The organism is Ruegeria sp. TM1040 (assembly GCF_000014065.1).
Lineage (GTDB): Bacteria > Pseudomonadota > Alphaproteobacteria > Rhodobacterales > Rhodobacteraceae > Epibacterium.
The window spans coordinates 198,050-216,344 of the sequence record NC_008044.1 but is presented as its reverse complement, the minus strand read 5'-3'; the positions used below and the strand labels follow the sequence as shown (position 1 = coordinate 216,344).

Here is an 18,295-nt window from a genome sequence, read left to right as displayed (position 1 = left end):
AAGGTTTGCGAGTGGTGACAGGTGGCCCCCTTGATCCACAAGCGCTGGCGGAGCTGCGGGCAGAGGCGATGCGTCCAAGCCTTGAAGCGTCAGGTCGTTTTGATCCCGGGCGCGTACGACGTCGTTTCTTGGATCGCTATGACCCCACGGCGACTGCCGCCTTTTATGACGGGTCAGAGCTTGTGGGGGTTTTGGTACTGCGGCAGATGCCAGACCACCTCTACCTCGATCACCTCTATCTTGCGCCCACGCATCAAGGAACGGGGCTCGGCGCACAGATCCTGCAGTCGATCCAAGAAGAGATCGCGCGCCCCTCGCGTCAGGAAATCCGGTTGATCGCCCTCACCGGGAGCCCTGCCGGGCCGTTTTACGAGCGCGCGGGATTTCAGCGCACAGGCAGTGACGGGATCGACGATTCCTATCGCTGGCGCCCCCAACCCGCGTGACAGGCGCGGCAAGCTTAAGTAGACAAGACCCCTGACCTTTCCGACCCATGAGGACACATATGGCCTTTACGATTGCAATCGACGGCCCAGCCGCTGCAGGCAAGGGCACCATTTCCAAAGCGGTTGCCGCGCATTTTGGCTTTGGTCACCTTGATACAGGCCTGCTCTATCGTGCCGTCGGGGCGAAAATGCTGGATGGGGACAATCCCGTTGCCGCCGCCGAAGCGCTTGATGTGAGCGATCTGGATCGCGAAGACCTGCGCACACCAGAGGTGGCTCAGGCAGCCTCAAAGGTGGCCGTGATTGCAGCAGTTCGCGCCGCTTTGGTGGATTTTCAACGCGCCTTTGCCCGCCGATCGGGCGGCGCGGTGATGGACGGGCGCGACATCGGCACCGTGATCTGCCCCGAAGCTGAGGCCAAGCTCTTTGTGACGGCCAGCGCCGACGTGCGGGCGCGGCGGCGGTTTCTGGAGCTGACCGCCAAGGGAAGCGTCATTACGCTCGATGAGGTTCTCGCTGATGTCAAAGCGCGGGACGAGCGCGATATGAACCGCGCCGAAGCGCCGCTGCGGCCAGCAGAGGATGCGGTCATCATCGACACCAGCGCCCTCAGCATCGACGACGCCGTCGCAAAGGCGATTGCCGCGATCGAGGCGCGCAAGCCCCGCTAGACCCAACGTCATTTGAGGTCCATTTTGGCTGTCGCGCAGCTGCGCGCCACCATCGACCCAATAAAACTTGAATATGGGGGTTGTTGCCCATTCCCTTGGCGTCTAAATAAATCTCGACGTCGAGATAAATCAACTTGAACTGTTCAGTTTAGTTGTTATGTCTGCGGCAACATGAAGAAAAGGATGTCTCCCATGTTTTTGGACAAGCTGAACTGGCGCTATGCCGCCAAGAAAATGGACCCCTCAAAGCCCGTATCCGAGGATAAGGTCGCTCAGATCGTTGAGGCCATTCGCATGGCGCCGACCTCCAGCGGCGTGCAGCCGTTTGAACTCTTGGTCATTCGCAACAAGGACCTGCGCGAGAAAATCCGCCCGGTGTCCTGGGATCAGGCCCAGATCACAGATGGCTCCCATCTTCTGGTCTTTGCTGCCTGGGACAATTACACCGAAGAGCGCATTGACGCGGTCGTGGCGCAGATGGTCGAAGAGCGCGGCGATTCCGAGTTGCTTCAGAACTACTTTGCCAATCTCAAGGAGATGCTCCTGCCGCGCCCCGCAGAGGTGAACCACGCCCATGCAGCCCATCAGGCCTATATCGCGCTTGGCTTTGCACTGGCCGCCGCCGCAGAACTCGGCGTCGACAGCACCCCGATGGAAGGGTTTGACCCCGATCAGGTGGATGAGATCCTCGACCTGCGCGCAAAGGGCCTGCGCGCCAAGGTTCTGTTGCCGCTCGGCACCCGGGCAGAAGAGGGCGACTGGTTGTTGCCAATGCCGAAAGTGCGCAAATCCAAAGCCGCACTGGTCACTGAGATCGACTAATCAATGCGAAAAGCCCCCTGCCCTCTGTGGCGGGGGGATGCTCTATCGGACAAGCTGCCTCTTGCAGATCAGTCCTGACGCTGGAACGTCAGGTAATGCGGCGTGCGCCCCTCGCGCAGCGCCTTTTGCTCATATCGGGTAGAGATCCAGTCACCCCAAGGCTTTCGCCAATCCTCGGGGCCTTCGGCAAGCCACTTGAAGCCCGCCTTTGGCACCTCTTCAAGGGTCTGGCGCACATAGTCCGGAATATCGGTAGCCACGCGAAAAATCGCCCCCGGTTTCAGGACGCGCGCGAGGGGCTCCAGATGCTCTTGCGTTACAAAACGACGCCGATGATGGCGCGCCTTGGGCCACGGGTCGGGATAGAGCAAGAATGCACGAGAAAGACTTTGTGCGGGCAAAACATCCATCAGATCGCGGGCATCGCCTGCGTGCACGCGCACGTTTTCCGCTGACGACTTGCGCAGCTTGCCAAGAAGCATCGCGACACCGTTCACATAGGGCTCCGCCCCGATGATCCCAACATCAGGATTGCTCTCGGCCTGATGCACCAGATGCTCCCCACCGCCAAAGCCCACTTCGAGCCAGACATCACGCCCCTGAAACTGCGCTTCAAGATCCAGCGGTTCTCGCTCGGGGTTCTCGTCCCACCCAACCGCACCGGGGCTGAGCTCGGGCAGCATTTCATCAAGATCGCGCACCTGATTTGGTTTCAGCGTCTTGCCTTTGAAGCGACCGTAGAAATTCCGCCACGGGGCACCTGACGCGTGCTTGCCAGCAGCATCAGGGCCATCGCTGGCGATGGCGGAAGGGCGGCTAGCGTCAGAGTCGGACATCGTGTGCGGGCTTTCTTTGATAAACTCGTATCGATTACACACCCCAATAGGGGCAGACGAAATCGCGCCTTCATCTGCAGCAGGTGGCCCCAAAGGTCAAGCCATGAGGCTGAATCCGCGCCCATGGGCGCTCAGGGAGCCTCGCGCAGCACCCCTGCGGCCATCAGTTGAAGACGTGAGGGATACCACTCGTCGCCCGAGTCCACCTGCAGTGTCTCGATGGCGAACCCGGCCTCCACGCCTCGCTCGACCAGGTAGCTCAGGTATTCATACATCTCGCGCTGGGTATCTGCGTAGATCCAGGACCCAAACACAAAGGGCGTGTCCCACCCCTGATTTTCGCGCAGATCATTGTAATAGCCCTCGACGGCCTCGGGGGACCAGGACCGCCGATGAAAGCCGATCTTTGACCCCAATGTCATCTGGCGTCGTGCGCCCGCCAGGAAAATGTCGACGCAGGCGCTGACACATTCGCCATCCACCTGTGTATGAAGCCCATAGTCCGATACGATCCAGGCGATTTCGGAGCTGGCATAGACGCTGCCACCACTCGAATTGAGGCGGAGCGTTTCAATACCGGACCGTTCCTGAAGCATGCTGCGGAACAGGTCGATGTCCGAGACGACGATTTCACCAGGCTGGCCCTTGGAGACCGATTCTGTATCAAAAACAAGGGTCGCACCGTCGACATAGAGGCGCTTATCGCTGCCCTTGCGCGCCAGCGCTGGTCCCGCCAGCGCGACGAGGGCCACACATACGACAGCAGCATGTACCCAGATTGTCTTTTTCCATGCTGCCATTGCCATAACACTCGCTACCACTGCTCTCTCTGCCTGTCTTTTCAATACCGGGATCAAAGCACAGAGAGCAAAGCTGAACCACCCCACGAACGCCAAGACATGGCCCAAAACAGAAAAGGGCGAGGTTGCCCCCGCCCTGATGCCTTTGGTCGTATAGGCCTTGGCTTGCGCCTCAGACCGCGCCTTTGAGAGCCTCGGTCAGATCGGTACGCTCCCACGAGAAACCGCCATCGGCCTCGGGTGCACGACCGAAGTGGCCATAGGCCGCGGTGCGCTGGTAGATCGGCTTGTTGAGGCCAAGATGGGTACGGATCCCGCGTGGCGTGAGGTCCATGCACTTGCGGATTGCGGTTTCGATGTTTTCATCCGGCACAGCACCGGTGTCGTGGGTGTTGACATAGATCGAAAGAGGCGCTGCCACACCGATCGCATAGGACAGCTGCAGGGTGCATTTATGCGCAAGCCCTGCCGCAACCACGTTTTTCGCGAGGTAGCGTGCCGCATAGGCCGCCGAACGGTCCACTTTGGTGGGATCTTTGCCCGAAAACGCGCCGCCACCATGCGGGGCTGCCCCACCATAGGTGTCCACGATGATCTTGCGTCCGGTCAGACCTGCATCGCCATCGGGGCCGCCGATCACGAATTTTCCGGTCGGGTTGACGTGCCAGACCGTGTTGTCGGTCAGCCAGCCTTCGGGCAGGGTCTCGCGGATATACGGCTCAACGAGCGCGCGAATATCAGCGGACGTCAGTTTCTCATCAAGGTGCTGCGTGGACAGAACCAAGGAGGTGACTTCAACGGGTTTGCCCGCATCATACCGGACCGAGATCTGGGATTTTGCATCGGGGCCCAGAACCGGCAGGGTGCCATTCTTGCGCACTTCGGCAAGGCGGCGCAGGATCGCGTGGGAGAACTGTATCGGGGCCGGCATCAGCGCATCGGTCTCATCGGTTGCAAAACCGAACATGATGCCCTGGTCGCCCGCACCCTCGTCCTTGTCACCTGCGGCATCTACACCCTGCGCAATGTGCGCGGATTGTTCGTGCAGAAGATTGGTAATCTCGACAGTTTCATGATGAAACTTGTCCTGCTCGTAGCCGATATCCTTGATACAGGCGCGGGCGATCTCGTCGATCTTGCCCATGTAGTCCTTCAGCTTGGCCTGATCGGACAGGCCAACCTCACCCCCGATCACCACGCGATTTGTGGTGGCAAAGGTCTCGGCGGCAACGCGCGCCTCGGGTTCTTCGGCGATCAGCGCATCGAGAACGGCATCGGAAATCCGGTCGCAGACTTTATCCGGATGCCCCTCGGAAACGGATTCCGAGGTGAAGGTGTAGTTGGTACGGCTCATAAGAGATGTGCTCCATTGGATGAGATCCGCCACGCCAGGAAGCCGTTGTGGCGGCATGAAAGAGCGCATTAAGCGCACTCGTGTGCTGGGTCAATCTATAGCTTTGAGAGATTAAGCAAGTGTTCGCCGGCGCTTCAAACGCAAACGTGGCAGCACGGAGACACCCAAGAGAAAGGCCGCCACCAATGCCGCCGGCCAATCCCCGGTGCCACTGTAGAGCGTCGGAGGCAGCGGCGCGGGCAGGCGGGCATCGAGATATCCGGAGGTGTTCAGCGCCAAACTATCGCGGATCTGACCATAGGGGTCGATCACGGCGGTGATCCCGGTATTGGCAACGCGCACCATGGGCAGCCCCTGTTCGGCGGCCCTCAGTTGTGCCTGTACGAGGTGCTGATAGGGGCCCGAATAGCTCCCGAACCACGCGTCATTGGTAATCAGCACCAGATAATCGGGGCGCTCGGGGGCTGCGTTGACATCCTGGGCAAACACACCCTCGTAGCAGATCAGCGCAAGCGCCCGGCCTGCGGAGGTCTGCAAGAGCCTGCGTTCCGTGCCGGGCGCGTAGCCCCCCTTGGCGCGTGACGCGAGGCCGAAGACGCCAAACCTCTCCCAGAATTGCGGGAGCGGCATATACTCCCCAAAGGGCACAAGATGCATCTTGTCATAGATGTCGAGCGCCTCTCCCGCAGCATTCATTACCACGGCGGAGTTCATGTAGCGCCCGTTTTCCTCGCGCTGAATCCCATAGAGAAGCTCTGACCCTCTGGTCGCTTCCACCAGTGCGGGCCGGAAGTCGTCAATATAGTTCTGGAGTGTCGGGATGGCAGTTTCGGGCCAGATCACCAGATCAGGACGATTCCCAAAGGCCTGCTCCGGCTCGGCGGCGGTATACTCCAACATCCGTTGCACAAATGACCACCGCTTTTCAGGGAGCCATTTCTCCGCCTGCGGCGCATTTGGCTGTACCAGCCGCACGGTCTGCTCGGTGAGGGGCAGATGACCACCAAACGGCTGCCCCTGCGGTAGCCAGATCGTCACAACCCCAACCAATGCTGCGGGCCCAATAGCCAAAAGAGGACGCCGCCGGATCAAGACGAGCGGTAAAATGGCCAACAAGATGGCCAATGCCACACCATGCGGCCCCACCCAGGGCACCGCCCGCAGTGCCAGATCGCCGATCAAGGCAAGCTGCGCAAACCCGGCCCAAGGAAACCCCGTGAGCACATAGGCCCGTGCCAGCTCCATAAGCGTCCAGCCACCGATGAGCGCGAATATGCGCCCGTTCCCGCGCCCAAGCCGCGCAGCCCCCCAGAACGCCACGCCCCAGAAAAGCGCGAGCCCCGCCGCCATCAACATCAGCGCAAAGGGCGCCATCCAGCCAAACGTCGCCGCATCGACCTGAAACGGCTCCATGATCCAACTGAGACCAAAGCCAAAATAGCCACATCCAAACAGCCAACCAACCACGGCGGCAGCGCGTGGAGAGGACGCATGATGAAAAAGCGCGGCCACAACCAACAGCGATATCGGCGTCGCCCAAACAGCAGAGACGGGAGCCAAGCCCTGCGCCATAAGCGCGCCCGCTCCCGCCGCCAGCCCATAGGAGCCGAGCCTGCCGAGCCGTTGCGGCAAGTTCATTCTGCCGCGATACCCGGCAGACGCACGCGCAACCGCTTGATCCGACGCGGATCTGCGTCAACGACCTCGAATTCAGCACCCTCGGGATGCTCGATCACTTCTCCACGGGCCGGAACCCGCCCCGAGAGCATAAAGACCAGCCCGCCAAGCGTGTCGATCTCTTCCCCATCCACATCTTCATGCTGCGTCAGGGGGATGCCGATCTCATTTTCGAAGTCCACGAGCGGGGTGCGCGCCTGCGCGACATAGCAGCCTGGCTTTTCCTGCACCCAGGTCTGATCCTCACCGCTGTCGTGCTCATCCTCGATTTCGCCAACGACCTGTTCGATCAGATCCTCAATCGTCACAAGACCGTCAACACCGCCATATTCGTCGATCACCAAGGCCATATGCCGGCGCTCTGCCTGCATCTTGGTCAGCAAAACGCCAATCGGCATCGACGGCGGCACAAACAGGAGGGGCCGCAGCATCGGGGTGATGTCAAAATCGTCGTTTTCACAGTCAAACCCGTAGGTCAGCGCCAGATCCTTGAGGTGCACAAACCCCAATGGCGTATCAAGCGTGCCTTCATAGACCGGAATACGGGTAAAGCCTGAATCACGGAACACGCGAACCAGATCTTCGCGGGAGATGGTCACAGGAACAGCGTCGATTTCCGCAGTGGGAATGGCCACGTCTTCGACGCGCAACCGGCGCAGGTTCATCATGCCCGGAGGCGGATCCGCCAGGACCTCATCCTCGCCGCTTTCCGGCTCATCGTCCTCAGCGGACGGGGAGAAACTCCCAAAAATCTTGCTCAGGAATCCGGGCGTCTCTGCCCCGTCCACATGCGGTTCCGTCGCTTCAATATCCTGCAGCGCGCGATGCGCTGCGTTAGAACTGCCTTCTATATCGCCCATTGATCCATTCCAAAGAGGCCTCTCACGGCCCGTCCTCTATGATATATGGGTCAGGAATACCCAGTTTGCCAAGTATCCCCACCTCCAAAGTTTCCATAATCGTGGCGTCGCCGTCACGAATGTGATCGTACCCCAAAAGATGCAATGTTCCGTGAACAAGCAGATGACGCACGTGATCCTCGCGTGATTTATGCGCCAAATTGGCCTCTTTTACGCAGGTATCATAGGAAATCGCGATATCGCCCAGCGCCGCATCCCCCATAAAATCGACCTCCGGGGGAGTGGGCTGACCACCGTCTTGGGCGGCAGCCAACTCCTGCGCAGGCCAGCTCAGCACATTCGTCGGTTTTGGCTTTTCGCGAAACTCTGCATTGAGATCCGCAATCCGCGCATCATCACAGCCGAGGACCGTGACTTCCCAATCCTCATCTTCAAGCTCAAGATAGGCCAGCGTCGCCGAAACGGCCTCTTGTGCCTGTTTCTCGAGCGCCGCCGCATCCCAACGCGCATCTTCAATCACAACATCCAGTATCATCCTGCCGCCATAGCTTGACCCGCCCCGGAAAAAAAGAACCTTTGAAAGCACCCGCCCTATGAAGGACCCCATCGATGCCCACAGCGCTTGATATTCGCCCTGCAGATCCCGCCAGCGCCCCCGTAAAACCACTACTGGAAGCGCATCTGAAACATACCTCGACCACCAGCTCGCCCGAAGCCTGTCACGCGCTGGATCTCGACGCGCTCAAAGCCCCGGAGATCCACTTCTTCGCCGCATATGACAACGACATTGCAGTTGGCTGTGGCGCTCTCAAGGACCTTGGACAAGGCCAGATGGAAGTCAAATCCGTGCATGTGGCCGCCAGCGCTCGCGGACGCGGCATTGCCCGTGCCCTCATGCTCAGGCTGCACGCCTTTGCCGCACAATCCGGTGCAAGAACCCTGTTCCTCGAGACAGGTTCAGACCAGTTGCCAGCCTTTGATGCCGCCCGTGCGCTCTATGAGCGCCTCGGCTACACGTATTGCGCACCATTTGGCGACTACACTGCGCATCCAGAAAGCGCTTTTATGCGCTATGCATGCGCGGGCTAGGTCTTCCCGATCTCTCAAGATGTCCTGCCGGAGGCATCCGACCTTGCATCCCCCACCTTTAACCGGGGCGGAGGCTCAAGGTCGGAGTATACTCATGGAGTATTCAGGCGGAGTTTTCGTCCTTGTCGTAGGCTTCGATGATGGCCGCGACCAGCGGATGGCGTACCACGTCCTTGGCGGTAAAATAATTGAACGAGATCTTGGGGATCGGCGAGAGCAGGCGCTCCGCATCCTGAAGCCCCGACTGCACCCCGCGTGGCAGGTCAACCTGCGAACGGTCCCCCGTAATCACCATACGTGATCCCTCGCCCAGACGGGTCAGGAACATCTTCATCTGCATGGTGGTGGCGTTTTGTGCCTCATCCAGCACCACAAAGGCATTGGACAGGGTGCGCCCGCGCATGAAGGCCAGCGGCGCGATCTCGATGGTCTTTTCTTCCTTCAGCTTTGCCAATTGCTTGCCCGGCAGAAAGTCGTTCAGCGCATCATAGAGCGGCTGCATGTAGGGATCGACTTTTTCCTCCTGCGTGCCCGGCAGGAACCCGAGACGCTCACCCGCCTCAACCGCTGGACGACACAGGATGATCTTGTCCACATGCCCCTGAATGAACATCGACACGCCCACCGCCACGGCCAGGTAGGTCTTGCCGGTGCCCGCAGGTCCGATGCCAAAGGCCATCTCATGCTCAAAGAGGTTCTTCACATAGACCTTCTGCGCATCGGTGCGCGGCTCCACCAGCTTTTTGCGTGTCTTGATCTCGACCTTGCCGCCGGAAAACATCTCCAATTGGCTATCGGGACCGGCGCCGCCATCTTCATCCGAACGATCCAGACGGATTTCGCGATCGATGTCCTCACGCTCCACGGGACGGCCGCTCTCGAGGCGCTCGTAAAGCACCTGCAACAACTCTCCGGCCTGCTGACGCATGTCGGCATCGCCATGTACGATCAATTGATTGCCACGTCGCACGATCTGAACGCCCAGGCGCTGCTCGATCTCCGCAAGATTGCGGTCGAATTCGCCACAAAGCTCTATCAGCAGTCGATTGTCAGGAAATTCCAGCAGCACTTCGGGTGGCTGGGCGTGCTCGGAGGACGGGGGCAGAACACTGGTGGCCAAACGGCTCTCCTGTTTTGGTATTGCCCTCTCAGTCTGCCTCTCCGCGCGCGCACGCGCAAGGCCCCCTCCCAAAACAGGGGCCGGATTTCACGGAACTGAAACATTCTCTGATCTTGCGCTCAAATATGCCCCACAAAGAAATGGGCAGCGCCACTGAGGAGCCGCCCTTCTATGGTCATGTCCGTCCTCTTGCATGCCGATGCCCGCAGGGGGGATCAGATGGGGTCTGCAAACCTCGAGCCGCTTTTGAACGGACCGGAAGCCGTATTGCGCGGCAGATCGCTGTTGCACACCGGGCGGCCATCGGGCGTGCGCCGCGGATCAAGATACCCCTCGACCCCGTCATCCACGATCCAGTGTTCACACCCTTGCGGGTCAACCCAGATCCCGGCTACCAGGCCGGCCAGATCCCCATCGCCACCGTCAAAGAAGTTCCGGTCACGCGTTTTGTCGCCATTGTCACTACAGGCGGCAAGCGAAAGGCCAAGCATCAAGATGGCAATTGCCTTGGTGGTTTTCATAGTCTGGGTCCTCAGCGGCGGATGCAGTAGATTTCAACACGGCGGTTCTGTGCCAGATTGGCCGCGCCGCGGTTGGGAACACGCGGGCTGCGCTCGCCATAGGCACGCACATCCTTGATCCGCGCCCCAACAGAGCGACCGATCTGCGCCACCGCGTCAGCGCGGCGCTGCGACAAGGCCATGTTGTATTCGTCAGATGCGCGGCTGTCGGTATGACCCGCCACAACAAAGGACCGGGTTCCGGGCATCACGCTTTGAAACCACTCCTGCAGTCGCTTGCGCCCTGCGGCATTCACGGTGCTACCATTGGTGGGGAAGAACTGATCCGTCGGCATCATGCCACACAACTGACCGCGACGGCAGACAGGCTTGCCATCCGGGGTCATATGAGTGGTCATATAGCCCTCGGCGCCATCATCCATGACCCAATGTTCGCACCCATCGGGGTCAACCCAAATTGTCGGGACATACCGCTCTGCGCGGATCTGGTTTCCATCCTGCGCCAATGCAGGAGAGGCCCCGCTGAGCACGATGGAAAATCCAACGCAAGCGAGGACCGCAGAGGTCTTGGCGAATACTTGGTCAAACACAACAGGCTTCCTTCGGTTGGCCCACTTGAGAGAAGTCCTTCTGGCTTCCCCGGTCCTAATTACATCTACAGTTTATCCTAATTTTCCCTGAATCTGAGGGCGTTAAAGCGCGAAGTTCGCCCAAAGAAAGGCCGCCCTGAGAAACAATTTCAGGGCATGTGCCGCATTGCCCACGCCAAGAACTCAATCAATGATTTGGCAATAAAGTGACCCCGGTCGCGCGCAAAACTGAGTCGCGCCGCATAAAAGCGCCACTTCAGAGCAAGTCCTCGACACAGGCAAAAAGAAAGGGCGCTGCCAACTTCGGCAGCGCCCCCATTTTTGGGGATACTTGCTGAGGGATGTCAGTCGATCAGTTCACCTGCCAGCGAGTTCGCCCCGGAAGAGACGATCCGCACGCGGCGCAGATCACCGATCTTGGCGTCACAATCGGCCACATGAACGGCATGCAGATAATCAGACTTGCCGACCATCTGCCCCGCAAAGCGCCCGGCCTTTTCAAACAACACGCCCAGTTCGCGTCCCACCATGCTGTCCTGCACCTCCCTCTGCTGACGCGTCAGCACGGCCTGCAGACGCTGCAACCGGTCATCCGCTTCTTTGGGATCGACTTGCGCACGCTCCGCCGCAGGGGTGCCCGGGCGGGTGGAATATTTGAAGGAATAGGCGGTCCCGTATTTCACTTCTTCCACCAGATCGAGCGTGGCCTGGAAATCCTCTTCGGTCTCTTCCGGGAAACCGACAATAAAATCGCCCGAGATCAAAATGTCCGGACGCGCCGCGCGGATGCGCTCGATCAGGCGAATATAGCTTTCGGCGGTGTGGCTGCGGTTCATCCGTTTCAGGATCTTGTCTGATCCGGCCTGCACCGGCAGATGCAGATAGGGCATCAGCTTCTTGCACGTGCCATGCGCCTCGATGAGATCGTCCATCATGTCATTGGGGTGCGAGGTGGTAAACCGGATCCGCTCCAACCCGTCGATCTTGTCGAGCTCCCAGATCAACTGGGCCAGTGTCATGTCTCCGTTGGGCCCAGCGCCGTGATAGGCATTGACGTTCTGGCCCAACAAAGTGATCTCGCGCACGCCGCGCTCGACCAGATCCTCTGCCTCGCGCAACACGCGATCCACCGGACGCGACACCTCTGCACCGCGAGTATAGGGCACAACACAGAAGGCGCAGAATTTGTCGCAGCCTTCCTGCACAGTCAAAAACGCGGTGGGTCCACGCTTGGCCTTGGGGCGGCGCTTCAGCTTTTCAAATTTGTCTTCCTCGGGGAAATCGGTGTCGAGCACCTTCTCCCCGGTGCCGGCCTTGGCCTCCATTTCCGGCAGACGGTGGTAGCTTTGCGGGCCGACCACGAGATCCACCAGGGGCTGGCGGCGCATGATTTCCTCACCCTCGGCCTGGGCGACGCAACCCGCCACGCCGATCTTGAGATCAGGTTTTTCGGCCTTCAGCCCTTTGAAGCGCCCAAGTTCGGAATAGACCTTTTCCGCAGCCTTCTCGCGGATGTGGCATGTATTGAGCAGGATCATATCCGCATCATCAGGCGTCTGTGTCTCCACATACCCCTGCCCGCCCAAAGTCTCGGCCATGCGTTCGCTGTCATAGACGTTCATCTGACAGCCGTAGGTCTTGATATAGAGTTTCTTGGGCGCGGACATGACGTGAGCTACCTTTTTCGGGATGGGCCAAGGCGGAATAACCAGCGGCTGCGCATAGCGCGGATTTAGGCCGCTTGCAATGGCAGGGCAATTACCCGATTTTGTCGTCAAAGACCAGAAGGCGCTCGGCAGCGAAGCCAGAGCAGAGCATAAGGACAGGCCCGATGCATTATCGCGCGCTGGGGGATTTTCTTCAGACAGGCAAACCCATTCTTTCCAAAGGGCCGGTCGCGCTGATCTTTATCGAGGACGAGGTGGAAATCGGCACGACCCTGCGTCACCACCTGAACTGCGGCTTCAAGGCCGTGGTCGCGCTGATGCCGGACGCCTTCGACATCCCCGAAGACGTCGCGCCCCTGATCCATCGCGTGCCCTATGACTGTAGCAGCGCAAATTCGGTGACCATGGCCATGAACCAGATCATCGCGGCCGCCACGCCGGGATGCTGGCTCTACTACTGCTACAACAGCGAATACCTCTTCTACCCGTTCTGCGAGACCCGGACCGTCAGCGAAATGTTGACATTCCACACCGAAGAGCGCCGCAATGCGATGCTGACATATGTGATCGACCTCTACGCAGGCGACCTCGCGGCCCACCCCGGTGCGGTCTCAATCGAAAACGCGCATCTGGACAAGTCCGGCTATTACGCGCAGGGGCGCAAAGATCCCGAAACAGGGCATCCCCGGGAACGCCAGCTTGACTTTTTTGGTGGCATCCGCTGGCGGCACGAGGAGCACATCCCCGAAACAAGCCGTAAAATCGACCGCATTGCGCTGTTTCAGGCCAAACCTGATCTGACGCTACAATCGGATCACACCTTCAACGATCAGGAATACAACACCTACTCTTGTCCGTGGCATCACAATCTGACGGCCGCGATCTGTTCCTTCCGCGCCGCCAAAGCACTGAAGCGCAACCCCGGATCGACCTTCGACATTCAGAGCTTCAAATGGCACAACTCCGCCCCGTTTGAGTGGCACTCCCGTCAGCTTCTTGATCTTGGGTTGATGGAGCCGGGACAATGGTTCTGAGCCTGCGCGGTCCGGCGCATTGCTCCTTCACCTTTTCCAAAACACCTCGTGGGTGAGGTTCAAAAGCACCGAGGAGGCAGAGCCCCTTTTTTTCAGGTCTGAGCTCTATACCGCGGGAGTAACGCACCCGAAGCCAGGCCCCTTTCAGCCGCGTTCGGCCTTGTGACGCAGGCGGATCACCACATCTACAGAAGCGATTTCCATGCCTTCGGGCGGCTCCGGCAAGGATTGAATGACCAATTCTTCGGACGGGGCATCGGACACACGTCCCTCGCCTTCCCAATAGTAATGGGGGTGGTCATGCACATTGGTGTCGAAATAGCTCTTGGAGCCATCCACAGTGATTTCCTGAAGCACGCCCGCATCGCAAAAAGCGCGCAAAGTATTGTAGACCGTCGCCAGCGAGACGGCGGCGCCATCATCTTTGGCGGCGTCGAACAGGCTTTCTGCGGTCACATGGCGGTGCTGTCCATCGCCGATGAGCAGAGCAGCCAGCGTCACGCGCTGCCGAGTCGGGCGCAGGCCCGCCTCCATCAGCCACTTGTTGGCATTCTCTTCATGGGTCGGTGTCATCTCACCTTCCTAGCATTCATTGCGACCTCAGGCTTATATCGCACTATCCTGCCTTTTTTCAAACGGATTTGCAAAAAACGTCTCCGCTGCGCGGCACGGGCCGGACCTTACTCGGCCAAAGACCTTTGCACTTGCGGCATCGCGCTCCCCTTGCAGGACATGTGAACGCGATGTTAATGGGGGCGTTGAACCTATATTCAGACCCACAGGCAGGAGTTGCCCCGCACATGGCCCAATACCCCAACAGCTTTGACAAAGAAGACCTGCTTAAATGCGCAAGAGGCGAGCTGTTTGGACCCGGCAACGCACAATTGCCTGCTCCGCCGATGCTGATGATGGACCGCATCACCGAGGTGAGCGCGGATGGGGGCGAGCATGGCAAAGGCCATATCCTCGCCGAATTCGACATCACCCCGGACCTGTGGTTCTTTGACTGTCACTTCCCCGGCAACCCGATCATGCCCGGCTGTCTCGGACTCGATGGTCTGTGGCAGCTCACGGGCTTTAACCTTGGCTGGCGCGGCTGGCAGGGACGCGGCTACGCGCTTGGCGTTGGGGAGGTCAAATTGACCGGCATGGTGCGACCGGATCGCAAAATGCTGACCTATCGCGTCGATTTCACCAAGGCAATCCAGACCCGCCGCTTGACCATGGGCGTCGCAGACGGGATCGTGGAAGCCGATGGAGAAGTGATCTATCAGGTTAAGGACATGAAGGTGGCTCTGTCCGAGAGCTGATCCGCCTGTCGGATTGCCTCGGGCCCCCAGAGCCCTCCAATTGGGGTGCGCCCCCTTCACACCAGTTACAGGAGTACGCAATATGCGTCGCGTCGTCGTCACCGGCTTGGGGATTGTCTCCTCGATCGGGAACAATGCCGAAGAGGTCATCGCCTCCCTACGGGCCGGAAAGTCCGGGATTGTCGCCAGCGAAGAGATGGCGGAGCATGGCTTTCGCAGCCAGATCGCAGGCACGCTGAAAATCGACCCTGCCGAGCACGTGGACAAGCGCACCCTGCGCTTCATGGGCCCCGGTGCGGCCTATGCCCATATCGCAATGGGCCAGGCGATTGCAGATGCGGGCCTCTCCGAAGATCAGGTCGTCAACGAGCGCACCGGTCTGGTGGCAGGCTCTGGCGGGCCATCCACGTCCTCAATGCTGACCGCGCATCAGACCGTGCTGAAAACCGGCGCAACCAAGCGCATCGGGCCCTTCGCAGTGCCAAAGTGCATGTCCTCTACGATCTCGGCCAACCTTGCGACTGCCTACAAGATCAAGGGCATCAACTACTCCATCACCTCGGCCTGCTCCACATCGCTGCACTGCATCGGCAACGCAGCAGAGCAGATCATGATGGGCAAGCAGGACGTGATGTTTGCCGGTGGTGGCGAGGAACTGGATTGGACCCTGTCCTGCCTCTTTGACGCCATGGGCGCGATGTCCTCCAAATACAACGAAACCCCCGAAAAAGCCTCCCGCGCGTTCGATCAGGACCGCGATGGTTTTGTGATCTCGGGCGGTGGCGGCATCGTGGTGCTCGAGGATCTCGAACACGCGTTGGCGCGGGGCGCCAAGATCTATGCAGAAGTCACCGGCTTTGCTGCGACTTCCGATGGGCACGACATGGTCGCACCGTCCGGCGAGGGCGGCGAGCGCGCGATGCGACTGGCCCTGCAAACCCTACCCGAGGGGCGCAAGGTGTCTTATATCAACGCGCATGGCACCTCGACGCCGGTGGGCGATGTCGGCGAAGTCGAAGCCGCGCGCCGTGTCTTTGGCGCCGGCAATGTGCCGCCAATTTCCTCGACCAAATCCATGACCGGCCATGCGCAGGGTGCGGCAGGCGCTCTGGAGGCAATCTTCTGCCTCTTGATGCTCGACAATGATTTCATCACGCCGTCCATCAACGTCGAGACCCTCGCAGAGGGCATCGAAGAGGGCGAAGTGGCCACACAATATGTTGAAAACGCGGGACTCGACAGTGTCATGACCAACAGCTTCGGCTTTGGCGGCACCAACGGCTCCATGGTTCTGAGTAAGTACAAGGAATAACGACCGTGACTGGAGTATTGACCGGCAAACGGGGCCTGATCATGGGCGTTGCAAACGAACGCTCTATCGCTTGGGGGATCGCCAAGGCGATGCATGAGGCAGGGGCCGAGCTGGCCTTTACCTACCAGGGCGAAGCCTTCGGCAAACGTCTTGAGCCGCTTGCGGCCTCGGTGGACAGCGACTTCATGGTGGACGTGGATGTCACCGACGATGCCTCGCTGGATACGGCGTTCGCACAACTGGGCGCCCGCTGGCCAAAGATTGATTTCCTTGTCCACGCGATTGCGTATTCGGACAAAAACGAGCTCACCGGCCGGTTCATCAACACCAGTCGTGCGAACTTCAAGAACTCCATGGATATCTCTGCCTATTCCTTCATCGAGGTGGCGCGCCGCGCCTACCCGCTGATGCAGGAAAACGGCGGCGGCACGATGATGACGCTCACCTACGGTGGCTCCAATCGCGTGACGCCGAACTACAATGTGATGGGTGTGGCCAAGGCCGCATTGGAAAGCGCCACGCGCTATCTGGCCAATGACCTTGGTCCCGATGGCATCCGCGTAAATGCGATTTCCCCCGGCCCGATGAAAACCCTCGCCGGGGCTGCGATCGGTGGTGCGCGCAAGACCTACAAGCATACCGAGCAGAACGCTCCGCTGCGGTCGAACGCCACGCTTGAGGCCGTCGGCGGCACCGCCGTCTACCTGGCGTCCGACGCGGGCGCCTATACCACGGGCGAGATCATCCGCGTTGATGGCGGCTTCCATGTGCTTGGCATGCCCCAACAAGAACACCTCTGATATTACTCATAATATCATGGTCTTAAGGCGCCCTTCGGGGCGCCTTTTCTTTTTGTCACAAGCGATCTGAAGCCCGGCTCTTTTATTTTATACCGAATCGCATAATAAATGTGCAACCTTTGCGTACAGGATAATTCAGATGCTTCTCACCGACCTTGTCACCCCGCCCGACACAGCCCTCTGCGCCGCCGCAGAAGAGATGGCGCGCATGGCCAGCGATCCCTTCCTCTACAACCATGTCAGCCGCTCCTATATCTTTGGCGCGCTGGCGGCGCGCGCAACGGGCACGCAGTATGATCCGGAGCTGTTTTACATCGCCGCCATGCTGCACGACCTTGGCCTGACCGAAACCTATATGGCAGAAGATCGCTTTGAGGTGGACGCCGCCGAAGCCGCCGCCAAGTTCCTTGCGGCGCAAAATGTCGAACAATCCCGCATCGACCGTGTCTGGGATGCGATTGCGCTGCACACGACGTTTTCGATCCCGCAAAAAAAGTCGCCCGAGGCAGCCTTGGTGCAGATCGGCGCGGGGCTCGATGTGGGCGTCATGCCGCATGACCATATCACCCCAGAAGTGATGGAGCAGGTGCTTGACGCCTACCCTCGACTGGGGTTCAAAAAGGCCATGGAACAAGCCCTCATCAAGGTCTATGCCGCCAAGCCCATGACGGCGATGCATAATTTTGGCGCCGACGTGGCCCATCGTCATGTGCCGGACTTTCACCCGCCGCATTTTTGCGATGTCCTGCATGGGGCGGATTTCCCCGAATGAGCAAGGCGGGGCAGGTACGGGGTCGGGGGCGTCCGCGCAAGTTCGACGAACAGGTGGTGCGCCAGACCATCCTGAGCGTGTTCTGGGAGAAGGGCTATGCCGCTACATCGCTGGATGACCTCTCCAAGGCCACCGGCCTCGTCCGCCCCAGCCTCTATGCGGCCTTTGGTAACAAGGAAGAGATGTTCCTGCGCGCGATGGATGATTTTGTCATCCGCGTGCAGAGTGATCTGAACCGACAAGTGCCCCGCGACGCGACGCCCGAGGACGCGTTGCGGATCATCTACACCGCCATGCTGGAGATCTATAGCGGGGCGCATGCGAAGGGCTGCCTGGTTTTCTCGACCGCTGTCGCAGAGGCCCCCGCGCACCCGGAGATTCGCGCCCGGCTGGCCCAGCGCCTGGTGCAGACCGACGCGCAGTTTCGCCGCCTTTTTGACCACACCGCCCCGGGTGCATCAGAGACCGCAAGACAGGCCGCCGCAGAGATGGCAGCGGCGGTTCTGCATTCGCTGGGCCTGCGGGTACGGGCAGGCGCCGAGCCGGATGAGGTGCGGCGCTTTATTGAAACCGCGGCCCGTTCCATTGCCGCCGGGCTGGCCCCCTAAGAGGCG

At 59.8% G+C, this 18,295-nt stretch carries 21 protein-coding genes and 1 riboswitch; of the genes, 10 read left to right on the top strand and 11 right to left on the bottom strand.

Features of this window, described 5'->3' with window-relative positions:
• Positions 1-14 precede the first annotated feature (14 nt).
• The 3 genes from TM1040_RS05320 to TM1040_RS05310 all read left to right on the top strand — a co-directional run bounded on the left by TM1040_RS05320 (position 15) and on the right by TM1040_RS05310 (position 1,939).
• Positions 15-446 carry a GNAT family N-acetyltransferase gene (locus tag TM1040_RS05320; RefSeq protein ID WP_254658850.1) on the top strand — a complete coding sequence of 144 codons (432 nt, stop codon included), beginning with the start codon at positions 15-17 and terminating at the stop codon, positions 444-446.
• Between the two features lie 59 nt (positions 447-505).
• Positions 506-1,117 (top strand): (d)CMP kinase, encoded by a 612-nt coding sequence (gene cmk / locus TM1040_RS05315; RefSeq protein ID WP_011537565.1) that lies wholly within the window; start codon positions 506-508, stop codon positions 1,115-1,117.
• A 192-nt stretch (positions 1,118-1,309) separates the two neighbouring features.
• Positions 1,310-1,939 carry an NAD(P)H-dependent oxidoreductase gene (locus TM1040_RS05310; protein WP_011537564.1) on the top strand — a complete coding sequence of 210 codons (630 nt, stop codon included), beginning with the start codon at positions 1,310-1,312 and terminating at the stop codon, positions 1,937-1,939.
• 68 nt (positions 1,940-2,007) lie between these two features.
• Here the strand turns inward: TM1040_RS05310 and trmB are convergent, their stop codons facing one another.
• From trmB to ybeY, 6 genes are all read right to left on the bottom strand, one after another.
• On the bottom strand, positions 2,008-2,775 hold the full coding sequence (gene trmB / locus TM1040_RS05305) for a tRNA (guanosine(46)-N7)-methyltransferase TrmB (RefSeq protein ID WP_011537563.1): 768 nt from the start codon (positions 2,773-2,775) through the stop codon (positions 2,008-2,010).
• A gap of 131 nt (positions 2,776-2,906) precedes the next feature.
• Entirely contained in the window at positions 2,907-3,581 is a 675-nt protein-coding gene (locus TM1040_RS05300; RefSeq protein ID WP_011537562.1) for a hypothetical protein, read from the bottom strand.
• Positions 3,582-3,747: 166 nt separating this feature from the next.
• On the bottom strand, positions 3,748-4,929 hold the full coding sequence (metK, locus tag TM1040_RS05295) for a methionine adenosyltransferase (RefSeq protein ID WP_011537561.1): 1,182 nt from the start codon (positions 4,927-4,929) through the stop codon (positions 3,748-3,750).
• A gap of 8 nt (positions 4,930-4,937) precedes the next feature.
• A riboswitch (SAM-SAH riboswitch) is annotated at positions 4,938-4,986 on the bottom strand.
• A gap of 54 nt (positions 4,987-5,040) precedes the next feature.
• The gene (lnt, locus tag TM1040_RS05290; RefSeq protein WP_011537560.1) at positions 5,041-6,567 is read right to left on the bottom strand and encodes an apolipoprotein N-acyltransferase; all 1,527 of its coding nucleotides are present in this window, start codon (positions 6,565-6,567) and stop codon (positions 5,041-5,043) included.
• Complete coding sequence (locus TM1040_RS05285; RefSeq protein WP_011537559.1) at positions 6,564-7,466, bottom strand: hemolysin family protein; 903 nt, start codon at positions 7,464-7,466, stop codon at positions 6,564-6,566. Before TM1040_RS05285 ends, lnt begins: the two co-directional genes overlap by 4 nt.
• A 22-nt stretch (positions 7,467-7,488) precedes the next feature.
• A complete protein-coding gene (gene ybeY / locus TM1040_RS05280; RefSeq protein WP_044026985.1) occupies positions 7,489-8,001 on the bottom strand; it encodes an rRNA maturation RNase YbeY in 513 nt (170 codons plus the stop codon).
• Between the two features lie 74 nt (positions 8,002-8,075).
• Between ybeY and TM1040_RS05275 the strand changes: the two genes are divergently transcribed.
• Entirely contained in the window at positions 8,076-8,555 is a 480-nt protein-coding gene (locus TM1040_RS05275) for a GNAT family N-acetyltransferase (protein WP_011537557.1), read from the top strand.
• Between the two features lie 103 nt (positions 8,556-8,658).
• Here the strand turns inward: TM1040_RS05275 and TM1040_RS05270 are convergent, their stop codons facing one another.
• The 4 genes from TM1040_RS05270 to miaB all read right to left on the bottom strand — a co-directional run bounded on the left by TM1040_RS05270 (position 8,659) and on the right by miaB (position 12,453).
• Positions 8,659-9,675, bottom strand: coding sequence for a PhoH family protein (locus TM1040_RS05270; RefSeq protein WP_011537556.1), 1,017 nt, complete (start codon positions 9,673-9,675; stop codon positions 8,659-8,661).
• A 215-nt stretch (positions 9,676-9,890) separates the two neighbouring features.
• The gene (locus TM1040_RS05265; RefSeq protein WP_011537555.1) at positions 9,891-10,196 is read right to left on the bottom strand and encodes a hypothetical protein; all 306 of its coding nucleotides are present in this window, start codon (positions 10,194-10,196) and stop codon (positions 9,891-9,893) included.
• A gap of 11 nt (positions 10,197-10,207) precedes the next feature.
• A complete protein-coding gene (locus TM1040_RS05260; RefSeq protein WP_011537554.1) occupies positions 10,208-10,786 on the bottom strand; it encodes an OmpA family protein in 579 nt (192 codons plus the stop codon).
• A 344-nt stretch (positions 10,787-11,130) separates the two neighbouring features.
• Positions 11,131-12,453 carry a tRNA (N6-isopentenyl adenosine(37)-C2)-methylthiotransferase MiaB gene (gene miaB, locus TM1040_RS05255; protein WP_011537553.1) on the bottom strand — a complete coding sequence of 441 codons (1,323 nt, stop codon included), beginning with the start codon at positions 12,451-12,453 and terminating at the stop codon, positions 11,131-11,133.
• Between the two features lie 164 nt (positions 12,454-12,617).
• Here miaB and TM1040_RS05250 point away from each other — a divergent pair, with 164 nt between their 5' ends.
• Positions 12,618-13,487 (top strand): hypothetical protein, encoded by an 870-nt coding sequence (locus TM1040_RS05250; RefSeq protein WP_011537552.1) that lies wholly within the window; start codon positions 12,618-12,620, stop codon positions 13,485-13,487.
• A gap of 144 nt (positions 13,488-13,631) precedes the next feature.
• Here the strand turns inward: TM1040_RS05250 and irrA are convergent, their stop codons facing one another.
• Positions 13,632-14,060 carry an iron response transcriptional regulator IrrA gene (irrA, locus tag TM1040_RS05245; RefSeq protein WP_011537551.1) on the bottom strand — a complete coding sequence of 143 codons (429 nt, stop codon included), beginning with the start codon at positions 14,058-14,060 and terminating at the stop codon, positions 13,632-13,634.
• Positions 14,061-14,287: 227 nt separating this feature from the next.
• Here irrA and fabA point away from each other — a divergent pair, with 227 nt between their 5' ends.
• The 5 genes from fabA (at position 14,288) to TM1040_RS05220 (ending at position 18,289) form a co-directional block, all read left to right on the top strand.
• Positions 14,288-14,797, top strand: a complete 510-nt coding sequence (gene fabA, locus TM1040_RS05240) for a bifunctional 3-hydroxydecanoyl-ACP dehydratase/trans-2-decenoyl-ACP isomerase (RefSeq protein ID WP_011537550.1) — start codon at positions 14,288-14,290, stop codon at positions 14,795-14,797.
• An 82-nt stretch (positions 14,798-14,879) separates the two neighbouring features.
• Positions 14,880-16,109 (top strand): beta-ketoacyl-ACP synthase I, encoded by a 1,230-nt coding sequence (gene fabB, locus TM1040_RS05235; protein WP_011537549.1) that lies wholly within the window; start codon positions 14,880-14,882, stop codon positions 16,107-16,109.
• 5 nt (positions 16,110-16,114) lie between these two features.
• A complete protein-coding gene (locus TM1040_RS05230) occupies positions 16,115-16,909 on the top strand; it encodes an enoyl-ACP reductase FabI (protein WP_011537548.1) in 795 nt (264 codons plus the stop codon).
• A gap of 139 nt (positions 16,910-17,048) precedes the next feature.
• A complete protein-coding gene (locus TM1040_RS05225) occupies positions 17,049-17,681 on the top strand; it encodes an HD domain-containing protein (protein ID WP_011537547.1) in 633 nt (210 codons plus the stop codon).
• On the top strand, positions 17,678-18,289 hold the full coding sequence (locus TM1040_RS05220) for a TetR/AcrR family transcriptional regulator (protein WP_011537546.1): 612 nt from the start codon (positions 17,678-17,680) through the stop codon (positions 18,287-18,289). The genes TM1040_RS05225 and TM1040_RS05220 overlap by 4 nt, the downstream gene beginning before the upstream one ends.
• Positions 18,290-18,295: the final 6 nt, after the last annotated feature.

Coding starts and splice junctions, on each gene's coding strand:
- cmk (WP_011537565.1), top strand. CDS start 506: ATGGCCTTTACGATTGCAATCGACGGCCCAGCCGCTGCAGGCAAGGGC.
- TM1040_RS05310 (WP_011537564.1), top strand. CDS start 1,310: ATGTTTTTGGACAAGCTGAACTGGCGCTATGCCGCCAAGAAAATGGAC.
- trmB (WP_011537563.1), bottom strand. CDS start 2,775: ATGTCCGACTCTGACGCTAGCCGCCCTTCCGCCATCGCCAGCGATGGC.
- TM1040_RS05300 (WP_011537562.1), bottom strand. CDS start 3,581: ATGGCAATGGCAGCATGGAAAAAGACAATCTGGGTACATGCTGCTGTC.
- metK (WP_011537561.1), bottom strand. CDS start 4,929: ATGAGCCGTACCAACTACACCTTCACCTCGGAATCCGTTTCCGAGGGG.
- lnt (WP_011537560.1), bottom strand. CDS start 6,567: ATGAACTTGCCGCAACGGCTCGGCAGGCTCGGCTCCTATGGGCTGGCG.
- TM1040_RS05285 (WP_011537559.1), bottom strand. CDS start 7,466: ATGGGCGATATAGAAGGCAGTTCTAACGCAGCGCATCGCGCGCTGCAG.
- ybeY (WP_044026985.1), bottom strand. CDS start 8,001: ATGATACTGGATGTTGTGATTGAAGATGCGCGTTGGGATGCGGCGGCG.
- TM1040_RS05275 (WP_011537557.1), top strand. CDS start 8,076: ATGCCCACAGCGCTTGATATTCGCCCTGCAGATCCCGCCAGCGCCCCC.
- TM1040_RS05265 (WP_011537555.1), bottom strand. CDS start 10,196: ATGAAAACCACCAAGGCAATTGCCATCTTGATGCTTGGCCTTTCGCTT.
- miaB (WP_011537553.1), bottom strand. CDS start 12,453: ATGTCCGCGCCCAAGAAACTCTATATCAAGACCTACGGCTGTCAGATG.
- TM1040_RS05250 (WP_011537552.1), top strand. CDS start 12,618: ATGCATTATCGCGCGCTGGGGGATTTTCTTCAGACAGGCAAACCCATT.
- irrA (WP_011537551.1), bottom strand. CDS start 14,060: ATGACACCGACCCATGAAGAGAATGCCAACAAGTGGCTGATGGAGGCG.
- fabA (WP_011537550.1), top strand. CDS start 14,288: ATGGCCCAATACCCCAACAGCTTTGACAAAGAAGACCTGCTTAAATGC.
- fabB (WP_011537549.1), top strand. CDS start 14,880: ATGCGTCGCGTCGTCGTCACCGGCTTGGGGATTGTCTCCTCGATCGGG.
- TM1040_RS05225 (WP_011537547.1), top strand. CDS start 17,049: ATGCTTCTCACCGACCTTGTCACCCCGCCCGACACAGCCCTCTGCGCC.
- TM1040_RS05220 (WP_011537546.1), top strand. CDS start 17,678: ATGAGCAAGGCGGGGCAGGTACGGGGTCGGGGGCGTCCGCGCAAGTTC.